The sequence below is a fragment of the Enterobacter oligotrophicus genome (assembly GCF_009176645.1).
GTDB classification, from domain to species: Bacteria; Pseudomonadota; Gammaproteobacteria; order Enterobacterales; family Enterobacteriaceae; genus Enterobacter; species Enterobacter oligotrophicus.
The window spans coordinates 592,229-605,801 of record NZ_AP019007.1 but is presented as its reverse complement, the minus strand read 5'-3'; the positions used below and the strand labels follow the sequence as shown (position 1 = coordinate 605,801).

The 13,573-nt window shown below is 51.6% G+C and carries 15 protein-coding genes, 1 pseudogene and 1 riboswitch; of the genes and pseudogenes, 9 read left to right on the top strand and 7 right to left on the bottom strand.

All coding sequences use genetic code 11. The features are described 5' to 3' along the window. Window positions 1-116 precede the first annotated feature (116 nt). On the top strand, window positions 117-908 hold the full coding sequence (gene kdgR, locus EoCCA6_RS02880; RefSeq protein WP_152081391.1) for a DNA-binding transcriptional regulator KdgR: 792 nt from the start codon (window positions 117-119) through the stop codon (window positions 906-908). A 60-nt stretch (window positions 909-968) separates the two neighbouring features. On the opposite strand, the gene EoCCA6_RS02875 is transcribed toward kdgR, so the two are convergent. Then, on the bottom strand, window positions 969-1,208 hold the full coding sequence (locus EoCCA6_RS02875; protein WP_152084387.1) for a YobH family protein: 240 nt from the start codon (window positions 1,206-1,208) through the stop codon (window positions 969-971). Window positions 1,209-1,366: 158 nt separating this feature from the next. On the opposite strand from EoCCA6_RS02875, the gene mgrB reads away from it, so the two are divergent. The 6 genes and pseudogenes from mgrB to rlmA all read left to right on the top strand — a co-directional run bounded on the left by mgrB (window position 1,367) and on the right by rlmA (window position 5,769). Beyond that, complete coding sequence (gene mgrB, locus EoCCA6_RS02870; protein ID WP_152081390.1) at window positions 1,367-1,510, top strand: PhoP/PhoQ regulatory lipoprotein MgrB; 144 nt, start codon at window positions 1,367-1,369, stop codon at window positions 1,508-1,510. 74 nt (window positions 1,511-1,584) lie between these two features. Beyond that, window positions 1,585-1,872, top strand: a complete 288-nt coding sequence (locus EoCCA6_RS02865; protein WP_152081389.1) for a YebO family protein — start codon at window positions 1,585-1,587, stop codon at window positions 1,870-1,872. Window positions 1,873-2,581: 709 nt separating this feature from the next. After that, window positions 2,582-2,726: pseudogene (locus EoCCA6_RS02860) on the top strand (DUF2627 domain-containing protein). A gap of 12 nt (window positions 2,727-2,738) precedes the next feature. Beyond that, on the top strand, window positions 2,739-2,948 hold the full coding sequence (gene cspE / locus EoCCA6_RS02855) for a transcription antiterminator/RNA stability regulator CspE (RefSeq protein ID WP_001062678.1): 210 nt from the start codon (window positions 2,739-2,741) through the stop codon (window positions 2,946-2,948). A 237-nt stretch (window positions 2,949-3,185) separates the two neighbouring features. After that, window positions 3,186-4,886 carry a peptidoglycan glycosyltransferase FtsI gene (gene ftsI, locus EoCCA6_RS02850; RefSeq protein WP_373308804.1) on the top strand — a complete coding sequence of 567 codons (1,701 nt, stop codon included), beginning with the start codon at window positions 3,186-3,188 and terminating at the stop codon, window positions 4,884-4,886. 67 nt (window positions 4,887-4,953) lie between these two features. Continuing rightward, complete coding sequence (rlmA, locus tag EoCCA6_RS02845) at window positions 4,954-5,769, top strand: 23S rRNA (guanine(745)-N(1))-methyltransferase (protein ID WP_152081386.1); 816 nt, start codon at window positions 4,954-4,956, stop codon at window positions 5,767-5,769. On the opposite strand, the gene mntP is transcribed toward rlmA, so the two are convergent. The 5 genes from mntP to manX form a co-directional block, all read right to left on the bottom strand. Next, window positions 5,766-6,332 carry a manganese efflux pump MntP gene (gene mntP, locus EoCCA6_RS02840; protein WP_152081385.1) on the bottom strand — a complete coding sequence of 189 codons (567 nt, stop codon included), beginning with the start codon at window positions 6,330-6,332 and terminating at the stop codon, window positions 5,766-5,768. The two genes, rlmA and mntP, sit on opposite strands and share 4 nt — an antisense overlap. A 10-nt stretch (window positions 6,333-6,342) precedes the next feature. Next, a riboswitch (yybP-ykoY riboswitch) is annotated at window positions 6,343-6,531 on the bottom strand. A gap of 198 nt (window positions 6,532-6,729) precedes the next feature. After that, window positions 6,730-7,188, bottom strand: a complete 459-nt coding sequence (locus EoCCA6_RS02835) for a DUF986 family protein (RefSeq protein WP_152081384.1) — start codon at window positions 7,186-7,188, stop codon at window positions 6,730-6,732. A 56-nt stretch (window positions 7,189-7,244) separates the two neighbouring features. Continuing rightward, on the bottom strand, window positions 7,245-8,096 hold the full coding sequence (locus EoCCA6_RS02830; protein WP_045911197.1) for a PTS mannose transporter subunit IID: 852 nt from the start codon (window positions 8,094-8,096) through the stop codon (window positions 7,245-7,247). A 12-nt stretch (window positions 8,097-8,108) separates the two neighbouring features. After that, a complete protein-coding gene (gene manY / locus EoCCA6_RS02825) occupies window positions 8,109-8,909 on the bottom strand; it encodes a PTS mannose transporter subunit IIC (RefSeq protein WP_003859914.1) in 801 nt (266 codons plus the stop codon). Window positions 8,910-8,956: 47 nt separating this feature from the next. After that, window positions 8,957-9,919 (bottom strand): PTS mannose transporter subunit IIAB, encoded by a 963-nt coding sequence (gene manX / locus EoCCA6_RS02820; protein ID WP_152081383.1) that lies wholly within the window; start codon window positions 9,917-9,919, stop codon window positions 8,957-8,959. Between the two features lie 317 nt (window positions 9,920-10,236). Between manX and EoCCA6_RS21740 the strand changes: the two genes are divergently transcribed. Both EoCCA6_RS21740 and yoaE read left to right on the top strand, forming a co-directional pair. Next, window positions 10,237-10,395: a protein YoaL gene (locus EoCCA6_RS21740; RefSeq protein WP_373308805.1), complete on the top strand. Its 159-nt coding sequence runs from the start codon at window positions 10,237-10,239 to the stop codon at window positions 10,393-10,395. Further along, a complete protein-coding gene (gene yoaE, locus EoCCA6_RS02815) occupies window positions 10,383-11,942 on the top strand; it encodes a CNNM family cation transport protein YoaE (RefSeq protein ID WP_152081382.1) in 1,560 nt (519 codons plus the stop codon). The genes EoCCA6_RS21740 and yoaE overlap by 13 nt, the downstream gene beginning before the upstream one ends. Before the next feature lie 6 nt (window positions 11,943-11,948). Here yoaE and EoCCA6_RS02810 read toward each other — a convergent pair whose 3' ends face one another. Next, window positions 11,949-13,547 (bottom strand): EAL domain-containing protein, encoded by a 1,599-nt coding sequence (locus tag EoCCA6_RS02810; protein WP_152081381.1) that lies wholly within the window; start codon window positions 13,545-13,547, stop codon window positions 11,949-11,951. Between the last annotated feature and the right edge of the window lie 26 nt (window positions 13,548-13,573).

The following is a 13,573-nucleotide window of genomic DNA, read 5'->3' as shown; positions in this document are numbered from 1 at the left end:
GTTTTATGTCGCAGATTTGTAACGAAGTAAACGCAGATTGATTGCAGGTAACATGACACGAATTTATAATAAAAACCGGTTCTGAATTTTATAAAACACTCTCCATGAGGTGATAAATGGCAATCGCAGATTTGGATAAGCAGCCAGATTCTGTTTCTTCCGTGCTGAAGGTGTTTGGCATCTTACAGGCGCTCGGAGAAGAGCGTGAAATTGGTATTACAGAGTTGTCGCAGCGTGTAATGATGTCGAAGAGCACCGTTTATCGCTTTTTGCAAACCATGAAATCGTTGGGTTATGTCGCTCAGGAAGGCGAATCGGAAAAGTACTCTCTGACGCTGAAGCTGTTTGAGCTGGGCGCGCGGGCGCTGCAAAATGTGGATCTGATCCGTAGCGCAGACATTCAGATGCGTGAACTTTCTCGTCTGACGAAAGAGACCGTCCACCTGGGGGCGCTGGATGAAGACAGTATCGTCTACATCCACAAAATTGACTCCATGTATAACCTGCGCATGTATTCCCGTATTGGTCGTCGCAACCCGCTGTACAGTACCGCGATTGGTAAAGTGCTGCTGGCATGGCGCGATCGCGAAGAGGTGAAACAGATCCTCGAAGGCGTTGAATACAAACGCAGCACCGGGCGTACCATCACCAGCACTGATGAGCTGCTGGCCGTGCTCGATAAAGTGCGTGAGCAGGGTTACGGTGAAGATAACGAAGAGCAGGAAGAAGGCCTGCGCTGTATCGGCGTGCCTGTTTTTGACCGCTTTGGCGTGGTGATTGCGGGCCTGAGCATTTCATTCCCGACACTGCGTTTCTCGGAAGAGCGTTTACATGAGTATGTCGCTATTCTGCATACTGCTGCCCGTAAAATTTCTGAGCAGATGGGTTATAACGATTATCCCTTCTAAACCTTGCTGAGAATAAAAAACGCCGCATCTGTTGCGGCGTTTTGTGGTTACGTTGAAGCGTTAGCCGTTATCAACGACTACGGCCATTTTTCGCAGAACCGGGCAGTTCGTTAAGCCAATGATCCCACTATCCGAATGCAAATACTGTGCTGTGCTCACGCCCTGGGCTGTCAGGTACTTACACTGGATACCTAATCCTGCAGCGTTTTCGTTGCTTCCCACAAGTACACCGTATCCGGTTAACAGAAGGCCAATCCATAAAATGGCCAGTACAATAATGGTACGAATGATAAACTTCATCATTGCCTCTTTATCTTTGTTGTCATGTGCTAAGCGTAAACGGTTCACCCTGTGAAACAAGTGCATGATTCCGAAAAGAGTTTGATAGGGTTACAGTTAGTCCTTGTTTAAGATAACCGTGATAACCTGGTCGCATCAGTCATAAGACGGAGTGTGGAGTGAAAAAAATACGCTGGGTAATTCTGGTTATCGTGTTGATTGCATGTGTGGTGCTCTGGACACAGACGATCAATGTGATGTGCGATCAGGATGTACAGTTTTTTAGTGGCATTTGTGCAATCAATAAGTTTATCCCGTGGTAGAACGCATTTTTTCTTAAGGTGATTTCCTTCCTTCGCGCCAGTGGTAAAATAGCTGTTTTTATCGAGGTGGTGAAATGGGTGAGTTACTGAATTCGGGGCTGCTAAGCATCGCATCCCTGGCGATCGCATTAGTGATCCTGGTGGTGGGTCTGGTGTTGTGGTTTTTCGTTAACCGCGCCAGTTCTCGCACGAACGAGCAAATTGAACTGTTAGAAGCGCTACTCGATCAGCAGAAACGCCAGAACGCGCTGCTGCGTCGCCTGTGTGAAGCCAACGAGCCAGAAAAAGAAGCACCGAAAGAAGCGGTTGTTGAAAACAAAGACGACGAAGACGATTTCATTCGCCTGGTGGCAGAACGTTAATCTGTCATATGCGGGAGGCGGCCTGGCCATGTCAGGGTAAAACCCTCCCGTGATCGCGAACAAAAACCTGCCATGCCTTATCGCGCTAAAACCGTATGTTCCGGGTTCATGCGTCCCACGCAAATGTAGTATCAGTTAATAATTCATTCAGGATACTGAAAACTGGCGAATATTTATCCTTATCGCTCAGGCACCATTAAGTTGCATATATTCTGTATTTGAACCTATCAACACCGGGTTTATTTTTATCGAAACGTTTTGCTTGCCTTCTTTTGAGGCAGAGTCATAAAAATTTCATTATTTTAGTGCAAAAGATGTTTATTAAACGGTGAAAATTAATACAACCAGTGCGACACCGTTAACCCCGTATTTTTCTTGTAACATTCCCGACGTGTTACAAAGATTTCAGCATAAGTTTTCACAATTTGTTCTAACTCAATCATTGCGTTGAGAAAACTTTAAGCGGGATCTGGACGCTTTAAAATGATTGAGCTATGGTAAAAATGTCTTAGATTACAGCGGTTGCGAATGCAGTCGTAAGGCAGTTAAAACTGGAAAGCCTCCTTTAGCAACACGCATAATTGTGCAGAACGTTGCAGGGAAGCCCCAGAATTTGTGCGGCGGATCGAGACACGTTTAAAAATGGCTTGCCATATTAAACGTTGTATGTGATAACACGTTTTGGGTCAAACGAGGTACAGTTCTGTTTATGTGTGGCATTTTCAGTAAAGAAGTCCTGAGTAAACACGTTGTCGTTGAATACCGCTTCTCTGCCGAACCTTATATTAGTGCCTCATGCAGTAATGTCTCAGTTTTATCTAAGTCAATGCCCGCGGGCTAAGAAAACACTCTAAGGAATTTTGCAAATGGCAAAGATTAAAGGTCAAGTTAAGTGGTTCAACGAGTCTAAAGGTTTTGGTTTCATTACTCCTGCTGACGGTAGCAAAGACGTGTTCGTACACTTCTCTGCAATCCAGGGTAACGGCTTCAAAACTCTGGCTGAAGGCCAGAACGTTGAGTTCGAAATTCAGGACGGCCAGAAAGGCCCAGCTGCAGTTAACGTAACTGCTATCTGATCGAACCACTGCTGACTGAAGTGCTTATGCGCTTCGATCTCAGACATGAAGCCTCGCATTGTGCGGGGCTTTTTTATTGCTTTATCTTTCAAAATATTACGTTTGCTTCTCTTGTTAGTAACTTGTTGCAAAGCTACGAGGTTATTAGCATTGTTTTCGCTCCCTTCAGATGTTTTTTCCCGTTAAATCAGGCCGTTGTTTAACAGTCCTGGGGTTCAGGTGAAAAAGAAAACGATAATGACCACCGGAAATTTCACTCCGGCGCGTTTTGCTCTGCTCTGTCTTGCCATCTTTTGTAGTCTCGCTTTCCTGTTAGGCCGCGTGGCCTGGCTGCAAATCATCAAACCAGACAACCTGGTAAAACAGGAAGATATGCGCTCTTTGCGTGAAGTCGCGATTGATGCCCCGCGTGGCATGATCGTTGACCGCGAAGGCCGACCGCTTGCCGTGAGCGTGCCGGTCAGAGCTGTCTGGGCAGACCCGAAAACGGTACTGGCAAAAGGGGGCGTAGGGTTTGATGACCGCTGGCAGGCGCTGGCGAATGCTCTGCATCTCTCTCTGGGTACGCTGGCGTCCCGGATTAACAGTAATCCAAAAGGGCGATTTATCTATCTTGCGCGCCAGGTGGACCCTTCTCAGGCGCAGTGGATCGACAAGCTGAATCTGCCAGGTATTAATCTGCGCGATGAGTCTCGACGCTTTTATCCGGCGGGTCACGTGGCGGCTAACCTGATTGGTTTCACCAACATTGATGGTCAGGGTATTGAAGGCGTCGAGAAGAGTTTTAATAAACAACTTACCGGTAAGGCTGGCGTCAGGCAGGTGAGGGAGGACCGCTACGGGCATGTGGTCGAAAATCTGACGGAAGTGGCTCCTGTGCCTGCGCATAATATTCAACTGAGCATTGATGAGCGCCTGCAAACTATTACCGAAGATGCACTGGATAACGCGGTGGCATGGAATAAAGCCGAGTCAGGCGCTTCAGTGCTGATTAACGTGCAAACGGGCGAAATTCTCGCGATGGCGAGTTTCCCGGACTTCAACCCAAACAACAGGGAGGGCGCGACGTTAGATGATTTTCGCAACCGTGCGATCAGCGACACCTTCGAGCCCGGCTCCACCGTTAAGCCTCTGGTGCTGATGACGGCGCTGCAGCAGGGGCTGGTACAGCCAGACAGCGTAATCGACACCCGACCCTATATGCTTGATGGTCACCGCATCCGTGATGTGGGTTACTATCCGGAGCTGACGATGACCGGTATTCTGCAAAAATCGAGCGATACGGGTGTCTCCCGTCTATCTCTGGCGATGCCCATCCAGCGATTGCTGGACACCTATAAGAATTTTGGCTTTGGCACGAGCACCGGGCTTGGTTTAACGGGCGAGAGTGCCGGGCTATTGCCACAACGTAAATTCTGGAGCCAGCTCGATCGCGCCACGTTTGCCTTTGGCTATGGTTTGATGGTGACGCCGCTGCAGCTGGCGCATGTTTACGCCACCATCGGGAGCTACGGTCTTGAGCGCCCTCTGTCGATCACCCGTATCGATCCTCCTGTAATGGGCCACAGGGTAATGCCTGAAGAGATCGCCCACGAGGTGGAACATATGATGGAGAGCGTTGCGCTTCCAGGCGGTGGGGGCATTAAAGCGGCTGTGCGTGATTACCGCGTGGCGGTAAAAACCGGCACGGCGAAAAAAATCGACGATAGGGGGCAGTACGTTGATAAATATGTGGCCTATACCGCAGGCGTCGCGCCCGCCAGCGATCCGCGTTTTGCGCTGGTGGTGGTAATAAACGATCCACAAAACGGGGCATATTACGGCGGGGCGGTTTCTGCACCGGTTTTCAGCGAGATCATGGGTAACGTTCTGCGGCTGGAAAACGTGAAACCGGACGGCCTGGCGGCAGATTCTGAACATCTCATCGTCATGCGTTAACCCAGCCGTTTATAACCCTGGCGAATAACGGTACACTTTCGCCCTTTGAAGAATGCCCGGAGCCACCATGTCTTTCAGTTGTCCCCTTTGCCACGCGCGGCTCGCGCGCTCAGCGAAAAGTTTTGTCTGTCCGCAGGGACACCAGTTTGATATGGCGAAAGAAGGGTATGTGAATCTTCTGCCGGTGCAGCATAAGCGTTCCCGCGATCCGGGTGACAGCGCGGAGATGATGCAGGCGCGGCGTGCGTTTCTTGATGCCGGGCACTATCAACCGCTCAGAGATACTGTCGCGGCGGTCCTGTGTGAACACCTGTCGGTGAACGCAACGGCTATGCTGGATATCGGCTGTGGTGAAGGTTACTACACTGCAGCGTTTGCTGAGATGGCAGGTGAGAAAGGCGCAGAAACGTATGGGCTGGATGTCTCAAAGGTTGCCATTCGCGCGGCGGCAAAACGCTATTCAGCCGTAACGTTCTGCGTAGCCTCAAGCCACAGGCTGCCGTTCGACGATGCCAGTATGGATGCCGTGGTACGTATCTATGCGCCCTGTAAAGCGGAAGAGCTGGCGCGCGTCGTGAAACCGGGCGGATGGGTGATTACCGTCACGCCGGGTCCGCGGCATCTGATGGAGCTGAAAGGGCTGATCTACGATGAAGTACGCCTGCATGCGCCACATTCAGAGCAACTGACGGGTTTTTCGCTCAGGCAGGCGCAGTCAGTAGCGTATGAGATGAAGCTGAAAGGTGAGGAAGCCGTGGCATTGCTTCAGATGACACCGTTTGCATGGCGGGCAAAACCTGAAGTGTGGAAAACGTTAGCGACGCAGTCAGAATTTCGCTGCCAGACGGATTTCAGTATCCACTGCTGGCAGCGCGACGTTTAACCCGCGAAGTGTGCCCAGAGGATCTGGGCACCAATCCCAATTAACACGATGCCCCCTAAGATCTCGGCTCGTTTGCCCAGCAGCGGACCAATAAAGCGGCCGACCATCATTCCCACCGTTGACATAATCAGCGTGGCGCAACCAATTGCCAGCGCGGTGGCAATAATATTGACCTGCAGGAATGCCAGACCGACCCCAACCGCCATCGCGTCAAGGCTGGTGGCAATCGCGGTTGTTACCAGTAGCCAGAAGCCGTGGCGGTGCTGAGGCTCGTCATCTTCATCGCTGTTAGCGCGAAAACCTTCAAGAACCATTCGGCCGCCGAGGAACACCAGCAGCACAAACGCGATCCAGTGATTCCACTCCAGCACAAACTGGCTGGCGAGCATGCCAAGACCCCAGCCGATAAGCGGTGTCAGCGTTTCGATAGCGCCAAAGATCAGACCGGTACGCAGTGCTTCAGAGAATTTAGGTTTGTGGAGCGTGGCACCTTTGCCGATCGACGCAGCAAATGCGTCCATGGACATGCCGAAAGCCAGAAGGATCGTAGCGGAGATATTCATAAGAGCGTCCAGACCGGGGATATCCATATGACACATCACTGCCCCCAGTAAACAGCAGTTGATGTATCTATGGTCTCGCCTGACCACCCTGCACGTAAATGTGCTGAAAGCGATCCGTACGTGCCACGTTTTTCAACGAGTATGTTGACACGTACATTTCCTGTGAGCAGGAAATCGGCTACTCCCCAACGACGGGCGCAACCTTAACATATTTTGAGAATATAAAACAACAACAGAGAAGTATTATTTCATTAACTCATTGATAACGATTTTCATTTAGATTTATGCGTAAAAATAACGTTAATAAGTATAAGTGAAATATCTCTTCGGAATATAGCTCAGGCTATATTCATTGTATGAGAAAACGCCAGAATATAGCCAAAGCTATGTGTCTAACTTATTGAGTTCTAACAAGTAACTTATATATTTTTTCGAGGTCGTCTATATTCCTGACGCGAATAAGCAGGCGGCGCTGTTCTAATTGCATCACTAATACACCGTCTTCAGATAAATTCATCTCTTTAATACGGTTATATTCTATCCACACATTGGCGAAGAAGAATCCCGCTTTTTTGAAAATGATTTTAGGCGTACGGACCCAGAAGAGATAAACGGCCATTAATGCCAGCGCACATAATAACCATGTGGTTAATATTGCACCGTGGCTGGTGACGTTGTTGTAAATCAGAATGACGATCAGGCCAGCGAAGATAAACGCATCAACGCGACCGCGTCGCAGGAGGGGAAGGGCAAGTAGCGTCTCGCCGTGGCGGCGGGGCATGATGAACTCGTCATAGATCGCGTAAGCCAGAAGGGCAACAATAAACAAAACCAGTACGATGTCCGTGACAGTCATTCATCCTCCAGATAAAAAAACCGGGGGCAAGCCCCCGGCATATATAACGTTATGTCTTACAGACCCAGCAGGCCGATAGCGTAGCCCGCGATACCGATGACGAAGAAGCCAACGATGATCCAGAGTGGGTTAACTTTCTTACGCAGCAACCACATACAGGCGAAGGTCAGCAGCAGCGGGACAAGGCCCGGCATCAGCTGGTCCAGAATGGTCTGTACGGTGGTGACACGGGTCTGACCATCCTGGCCGGTGATGGTCGATACCACCAGCGGGATGTTCACGTGTGTCCACTTGTTAACCAGCGCCCCCATGACAAACAGGCCGAGGATTGACGCCCCCTCAGTCAGTTTTTGCAGGAAGCCGCCGCCCATATCCTTAACGATATCCACGCCTTTACGGTAGCCGTAAGCTACGCCGTAGTAACGGGTCAGCAGACGCACCGCATTGAACAGGATGAAGAACAGCAGTGGACCAAGCAGGCTGCCGCTCATCGCGATACCGGCACCCAGTGCCGCAAAGACCGGACGCACGGTACCCCAGAAGATTGGGTCACCTACGCCAGCCAGCGGGCCCATCAGACCGACTTTGATACCGTTGATGGCACCATCGTCAATCTCTGCGCCGTTGGCACGTTGTTCTTCCATCGCCAGCGTAACGCCCAGTACCGGTGCTGCTACATAAGGATGGGTGTTGAAGAATTCCAGGTGACGCTTAATCGCCTGACGACGTGCTTCGTTGTTTTCCGGATACAGGCGTTTGATTGCCGGCACCATGGAGAAGCAGAAGCCCAGCGCCTGCATACGTTCGAAGTTCCATGAACCCTGAAACAGGTTAGAACGGATGAACACGCCACGAATATCACCCGGAGTGAGTTTTTTCTCAGTGGTAGTTTTAGTCATATCAACCATTTCGCTCACCTGCTAGTCCAGTTCGTTATCGAGATCGTTATTACCAGCAGCCTGCGCTGGGGCACCCGCAACGCGGTTATATTTCGGGCTCAGCTGGATGTAGAGAATCGCCATCACTGCACCAATCACACCCAGAGCAACCAGGTTAAAGTTAGTGAATGCAGCGGTAACGAAGCCGAGATAGAAGAACGGCATCAGGTAGCCTGCGCGCATCATGTTGATAACCATCGCATAACCTACTACCACGATCATACCACCGGCAATGTTCAGACCGCTGGTGACCACTTCAGGGATCGCATTCAGCATGCCCTGAACTTCACTGGTTCCTACAGAGATTGCAACGATTACGGCCGGGATAGCGATACGCATCGCCTGCAGGAACAGGGACGAGACGTGAATCCAGGATAGCGCCGTCAGGTTGCCATTTTCGGCCGCCTTATCTGCCGCGTGCTGGAATGCAACGGTGATAGTACGAACGATGATGGTCAGAACCTGGCCTGCTGCTGCCAGCGGGATAGCCAGGGCGATACCTGCACCGATGCTTTGGTGACCGGCAATAACCAGAACGGTTGAAATAATGGACGCCAGCGCGGCATCAGGCGCAACCGCCGCACCGATGTTCATCCAGCCGAGGGCGATCATCTCCAGCGTACCACCGATGATGATACCGGTTTTCATATCACCGAGAACGGCACCAATCAACGTACAGGCCACCAGAGGACGGTGGAACTGAAATTCATCAAGTACGGATTCCATACCCGCAATACACGCGACGATGAACACCAGCACAATCTGAAGAGTGGTAATCTCCATTGTACTTCTCCTATTACCTATGCTTTATGTGAAAAACCGGCGCGGGCTTATTTCCCAACTTTGCCGATCAAATCCATCATTTTCAGTTTCTGATCTGTGGAAACCTTACGGGCTTCCAGCTCAATACCGCGCGCATTCAGTTTGTTGAATGCCTCGATATCTTTCTCGTCGACTGAAATCGCGTTGTTGACCTGCGTTTTGCCCTGACGGAAAGCCATACCACCAATGTTGACGGAGGTGATTTTCACGCCGCCTTCAACAATGCGCTCGACGTCTGTCGGGTTTGTGAACAGGAGCATCACGCGTTCACCCGCATATTTCGGGTTGTTATAAACGCGGATCATTTTGGCGACATCCACCACGTGCGCGGTAACGCCCGGCGGTGCAACCTGAGTCAGAAGGGTACTACGCACCTTGTCGGCGGCGACGTCGTCGCTGACCACGATAATGCGCTTAACGTTCGTTTCTTTGGTCCAGCGCGTTGCCACCTGGCCGTGGATCAGACGGTCATCGATACGGGCAAGGCCGATAACCATATAATCGTTCGGGCCCATCGGCTTCGCGGGTGCTGCAGCTTTCGGTGCCGCAACGGCTGGAGCGGGTTTCTCAACTGGCTGTGCTTTCAGCGCTTTCACGCCTTCGCGACCGGTTTCAACGGCCAGCGCCACCAGTTCATCGAAACTCGGGTTGTCGTCACGTGCCATGAAGGTTTCCACCAGCATCGGGATATTCACCCCTGCGACGACTTCATAATGCTCTTTATCGACGACAATACGGCTGGCCGCGTTAAACGGACTGCCGCCCCATGTATCAACGAGAAACAGCACGCCTTTGCTGGTATCCAGCTTTTCCAGTTGAGCAGTGTACTTCTCTATCAGCGTCTCGGCGTTTTCACCGGGAACGAAATCGATCCAGCCGACGTTTTCCTGCTCGCCTAACAGCATCTCTGCGGTTTTGAGTAGCTGTTCTGCAGCCCAACCATGTGTGCCTATGACAATAGCAATGGTCACTTGCTACCTCCTTTTATTATCATTAATACGCCTGCCGGGCAGTCGTACTGAGAATCGTATCTCGTAAACCGAATCGATTCAGATAAGGGTTAGAGTTCAATAAACTAAGACTTCCGCGAATTATTTTAGATAGTGAAAAAATAATTTATGTGATGAAGATCCGTAATTTAGCTTCGCATTACAGATTTTCCTGTAGGGTAAAGCACTTGTGTTACAGATCTTTGCAAAGGAACGTAAATCTTTGCTAAAAAGCTGTTGTCTCTGATATGTTTAGCCTCCGTTTAATTGTTCAGGAGTAGAGGGCAGCAGCCCACTGTATGGATCGTCACCGACGTCAGTCATCTACCAGGCCATTTCGCGCCTTTTTCACCGGCGAACCTCGCCACGCATCAACTCTGTCTGCCATTGATTCGCCCACTCTAATCGGGGCACCGTTTGGTCATTCCTTTAGCAGGAGCTTGTCATGGAATTCTTAATGGACCCGTCAATCTGGGTGGGATTGCTCACGCTGGTTGTGCTGGAGATCGTTCTCGGCATTGATAACCTGGTGTTTATCGCCATCCTCGCGGATAAGCTACCGCCAAAACAGCGTGATAAAGCACGTCTGATTGGCCTCTCGCTGGCGCTGGTTATGCGTCTGGCACTGCTGTCCGTGATTTCGTGGATGGTTACGCTGACGAAACCGCTGTTTACCGTCATGGATTTCACCTTCTCAGGACGTGACCTGATCATGTTGCTGGGGGGGATATTCCTGCTGTTCAAAGCCACAACAGAGCTACATGAACGGCTGGAGAACCGTCAGCACGATGACGGTCACGGTAAAGGCTATGCCAGCTTCTGGGTTGTTGTTCTGCAGATTGTCGTGCTGGATGCCGTCTTCTCATTGGATGCGGTGATCACGGCGGTCGGCATGGTGAACCACCTGCCGGTCATGATGGCGGCGGTTGTCATTGCAATGGCGGTCATGCTGCTGGCCTCGAAACCGCTGACGCGTTTCGTGAACCAACACCCGACGGTGGTGGTGCTGTGTCTGAGCTTCCTGCTGATGATTGGTCTGAGCCTGGTGGCGGAAGGCTTTGGCTTCCATATTCCGAAAGGCTACCTGTACGCCGCGATTGGCTTCTCGATTCTTATCGAGCTGTTTAACCAGATTGCGCGTCGTAACTTTATTAAGCAGCAGTCCACATTGCCGCTGCGTGCCCGCACCGCGGACGCCATCCTGCGTCTGATGGGCGGTCGTCGCCAGGTAAACGTGCAGTCTGATTCCGAGAGCCGCAATCCGGTTCCGGTTCCTGAAGGCGCATTTGTGGAAGAAGAGCGCTACATGATTAACGGCGTACTCTCCCTGGCGTCCCGCTCGCTGCGCGGCATTATGACCCCGCGCGGTGAAATCAGCTGGGTAGATGCCAATCTGAGCGTCGATGAGATCCGCCAGCAGTTGCTCTCTTCACCGCACAGCCTGTTCCCGGTTTGCCGCGGTGAACTGGATGAAATCATCGGCGTGGTGCGTGCAAAAGAGATGCTGGTGGCGCTGGAAGAGGGCGTCAACGTTGAAGCCATTGCGGCCGCGTCGCCTGCTATTGTCGTACCGGAAACGCTGGACCCTATTAACCTGCTGGGTGTGCTGCGCCGCGCGCGCGGGAGCTTCGTCATCGTGACCAACGAGTTTGGCGTGGTGCAGGGCCTTGTCACGCCGCTGGACGTACTTGAAGCGATTGCCGGCGAGTTCCCGGATGCGGACGAAACGCCGGAAATCGTTGCTGATGGTGAAGGCTGGCTGGTGAAAGGAACGACCGACCTGCATGCGCTCTCGCATACGCTGGGTGTAGAAAACGTCGTTAATGACGATGAAGACATTGCCACCGTGGCAGGGCTGGTCATTGCTGTTAACGGGCAAATCCCGCATGTCGGCGATGTCATTGAATTGCCGCCGTTACATATCACGATTGTCGAAGCCAACGACTATCGCGTTGATATGGTGCGCATTGTTAAAGAGCAATCAGCACATGACGAAGAAGAATAAGCCTTTCTAACGTAATGGCATCAAGGGCACGATGTGTCCGTTATGATGCGCTGGCGGGGGCGTGCTCCCCGCCAGCCATTTCGGAAACTCCCGCAGCGGCATGGGCCGGGCATAGAAAAATCCCTGCAAGATATGCACACCGTGGCGACGCAAATACCGCGACTGCTCCTCGGTTTCAACCCCTTCTGCAACCAGTTCAATATTCAGCCGTTGCCCCAGAGCAATAATGATATCCATCACCGTCGAATTCACGGCATCGGTCCCGATTGCAGTGGTGAAGGACCGGTCAATTTTCAGCACGTCCGGATGAAGTTTTTCGAGCCAGGAGAGGGAACTGTTCCCGGTGCCGAAGTCATCAATGGCAAGTTTCACTCCTTTATGATGCAGCTCACGGACAATGCGATAATCCACATCCTTCAGCGCATCACGCTCTGTCAGTTCAATCACCAGTTGCTGAATCGGCCTGGCGCTGAACCAGGAGCGGTTGAGATCCTGCAGCAGGGCGGCGTGACGAAAATGGCTGGCGGCAACGTTGATGCCAATATGAAAACCGCTTGATGCCGGGAAATACCCTATCTGGCGTACCGTTTCGCTGATGACGTAGCGGGTCAGCGGCACAATCAGGTTATGTTCCTCCGCCAGTGGGATAAACACGTCGGGTGAGATCCAGCCCTGACGCGGGTTCTTCCAGCGCAGCAGGATCTCAACACCGATGCAGTCCTGGGTGCGGGCATTCACCAGCGGCTGGCAGAAAAGCTCAAATTCCCGCGCCGCAAGCCCCATGTTGATCTCCCAGGTGAAGCTCATCCGGCGTGCGGTGGCCAGCCAGACAATATAACCCACCAGTAAACTGAGCATTAGCGCCAGTGGAAGTTGCGTGGGGAGATTTTTTAGCGCCATTTTGCCCGGACCAGGGCTGCTTACGGTAATAGTGAAAGGATAATGCGCTGAGGCTTGCTGCATCCGCGCATCGTTGCTGCTCAACGTTAATTTGTCAGTGACCTGCTGGCCGTAACGCAGAAAACTGTCGCCCACTCTCAGCACAACGTCAGTAATCAGCGGTCGTTGTGGCTCAAGTATCATTTTGGTGATGAGATCGATATTCACAATCTCCATCACCCCATCCTGACCGCTCAGAGAGACGGGATACCACTGGACAAGGATCGGGCTGCCTTTCAACAGCCACTGATCCGTCGATAAAATTAGCTTTGGCTCTGCGGCGGGCAAAACCGCTTGAAAATCGTTTATCGGTACACGCCGCGTTCCGAAAATACTTGAACAGTAGAGGATGCCTTCTTTAATCAGGGCAATAGAACGTACGGTCTGCAGAATGGCGGCTTGCTTTCGCAACACAAGGTGAGCCTGTGGGCAGGGTTGCCCCACCAGAGGGAGTAGCGCGTCACGGCTGTTTTCCAGTGAAAGCAAAATATTATCCAGCGAGTGAACGGTATGGCTGGCAAATTCGAGTATCCGATCCTGATTACTATTACGCTGTGAAATAAAGCGGATGCCCAGCGTGAGGATGAGCGTAAGGAGCGCAACCGTCCCACAGACGATAACGCGTTTTCGGCGATATTTTTTGATTATCGTTTGTGCATTTTGCATGACACGGTCGCCCGTTACGCTGCCAG

Bases quoted from the DNA above. Each gene is read 5' to 3' on its own strand.
- kdgR (WP_152081391.1), top strand. From the start codon at position 117: ATGGCAATCGCAGATTTGGATAAGCAGCCAGATTCTGTTTCTTCCGTG.
- EoCCA6_RS02875 (WP_152084387.1), bottom strand. From the start codon at position 1,208: ATGAAGTTTATCATTCGTACCATTATTGTACTGGCCATTTTATGGATT.
- EoCCA6_RS02865 (WP_152081389.1), top strand. From the start codon at position 1,585: ATGGGTGAGTTACTGAATTCGGGGCTGCTAAGCATCGCATCCCTGGCG.
- cspE (WP_001062678.1), top strand. From the start codon at position 2,739: ATGGCAAAGATTAAAGGTCAAGTTAAGTGGTTCAACGAGTCTAAAGGT.
- ftsI (WP_373308804.1), top strand. From the start codon at position 3,186: ATGACCACCGGAAATTTCACTCCGGCGCGTTTTGCTCTGCTCTGTCTT.
- rlmA (WP_152081386.1), top strand. From the start codon at position 4,954: ATGTCTTTCAGTTGTCCCCTTTGCCACGCGCGGCTCGCGCGCTCAGCG.
- mntP (WP_152081385.1), bottom strand. From the start codon at position 6,332: ATGAATATCTCCGCTACGATCCTTCTGGCTTTCGGCATGTCCATGGAC.
- EoCCA6_RS02835 (WP_152081384.1), bottom strand. From the start codon at position 7,188: ATGACTGTCACGGACATCGTACTGGTTTTGTTTATTGTTGCCCTTCTG.
- EoCCA6_RS02830 (WP_045911197.1), bottom strand. From the start codon at position 8,096: ATGGTTGATATGACTAAAACTACCACTGAGAAAAAACTCACTCCGGGT.
- manY (WP_003859914.1), bottom strand. From the start codon at position 8,909: ATGGAGATTACCACTCTTCAGATTGTGCTGGTGTTCATCGTCGCGTGT.
- EoCCA6_RS21740 (WP_373308805.1), top strand. From the start codon at position 10,237: ATGGATCGTCACCGACGTCAGTCATCTACCAGGCCATTTCGCGCCTTT.
- yoaE (WP_152081382.1), top strand. From the start codon at position 10,383: ATGGAATTCTTAATGGACCCGTCAATCTGGGTGGGATTGCTCACGCTG.
- EoCCA6_RS02810 (WP_152081381.1), bottom strand. From the start codon at position 13,547: ATGCAAAATGCACAAACGATAATCAAAAAATATCGCCGAAAACGCGTT.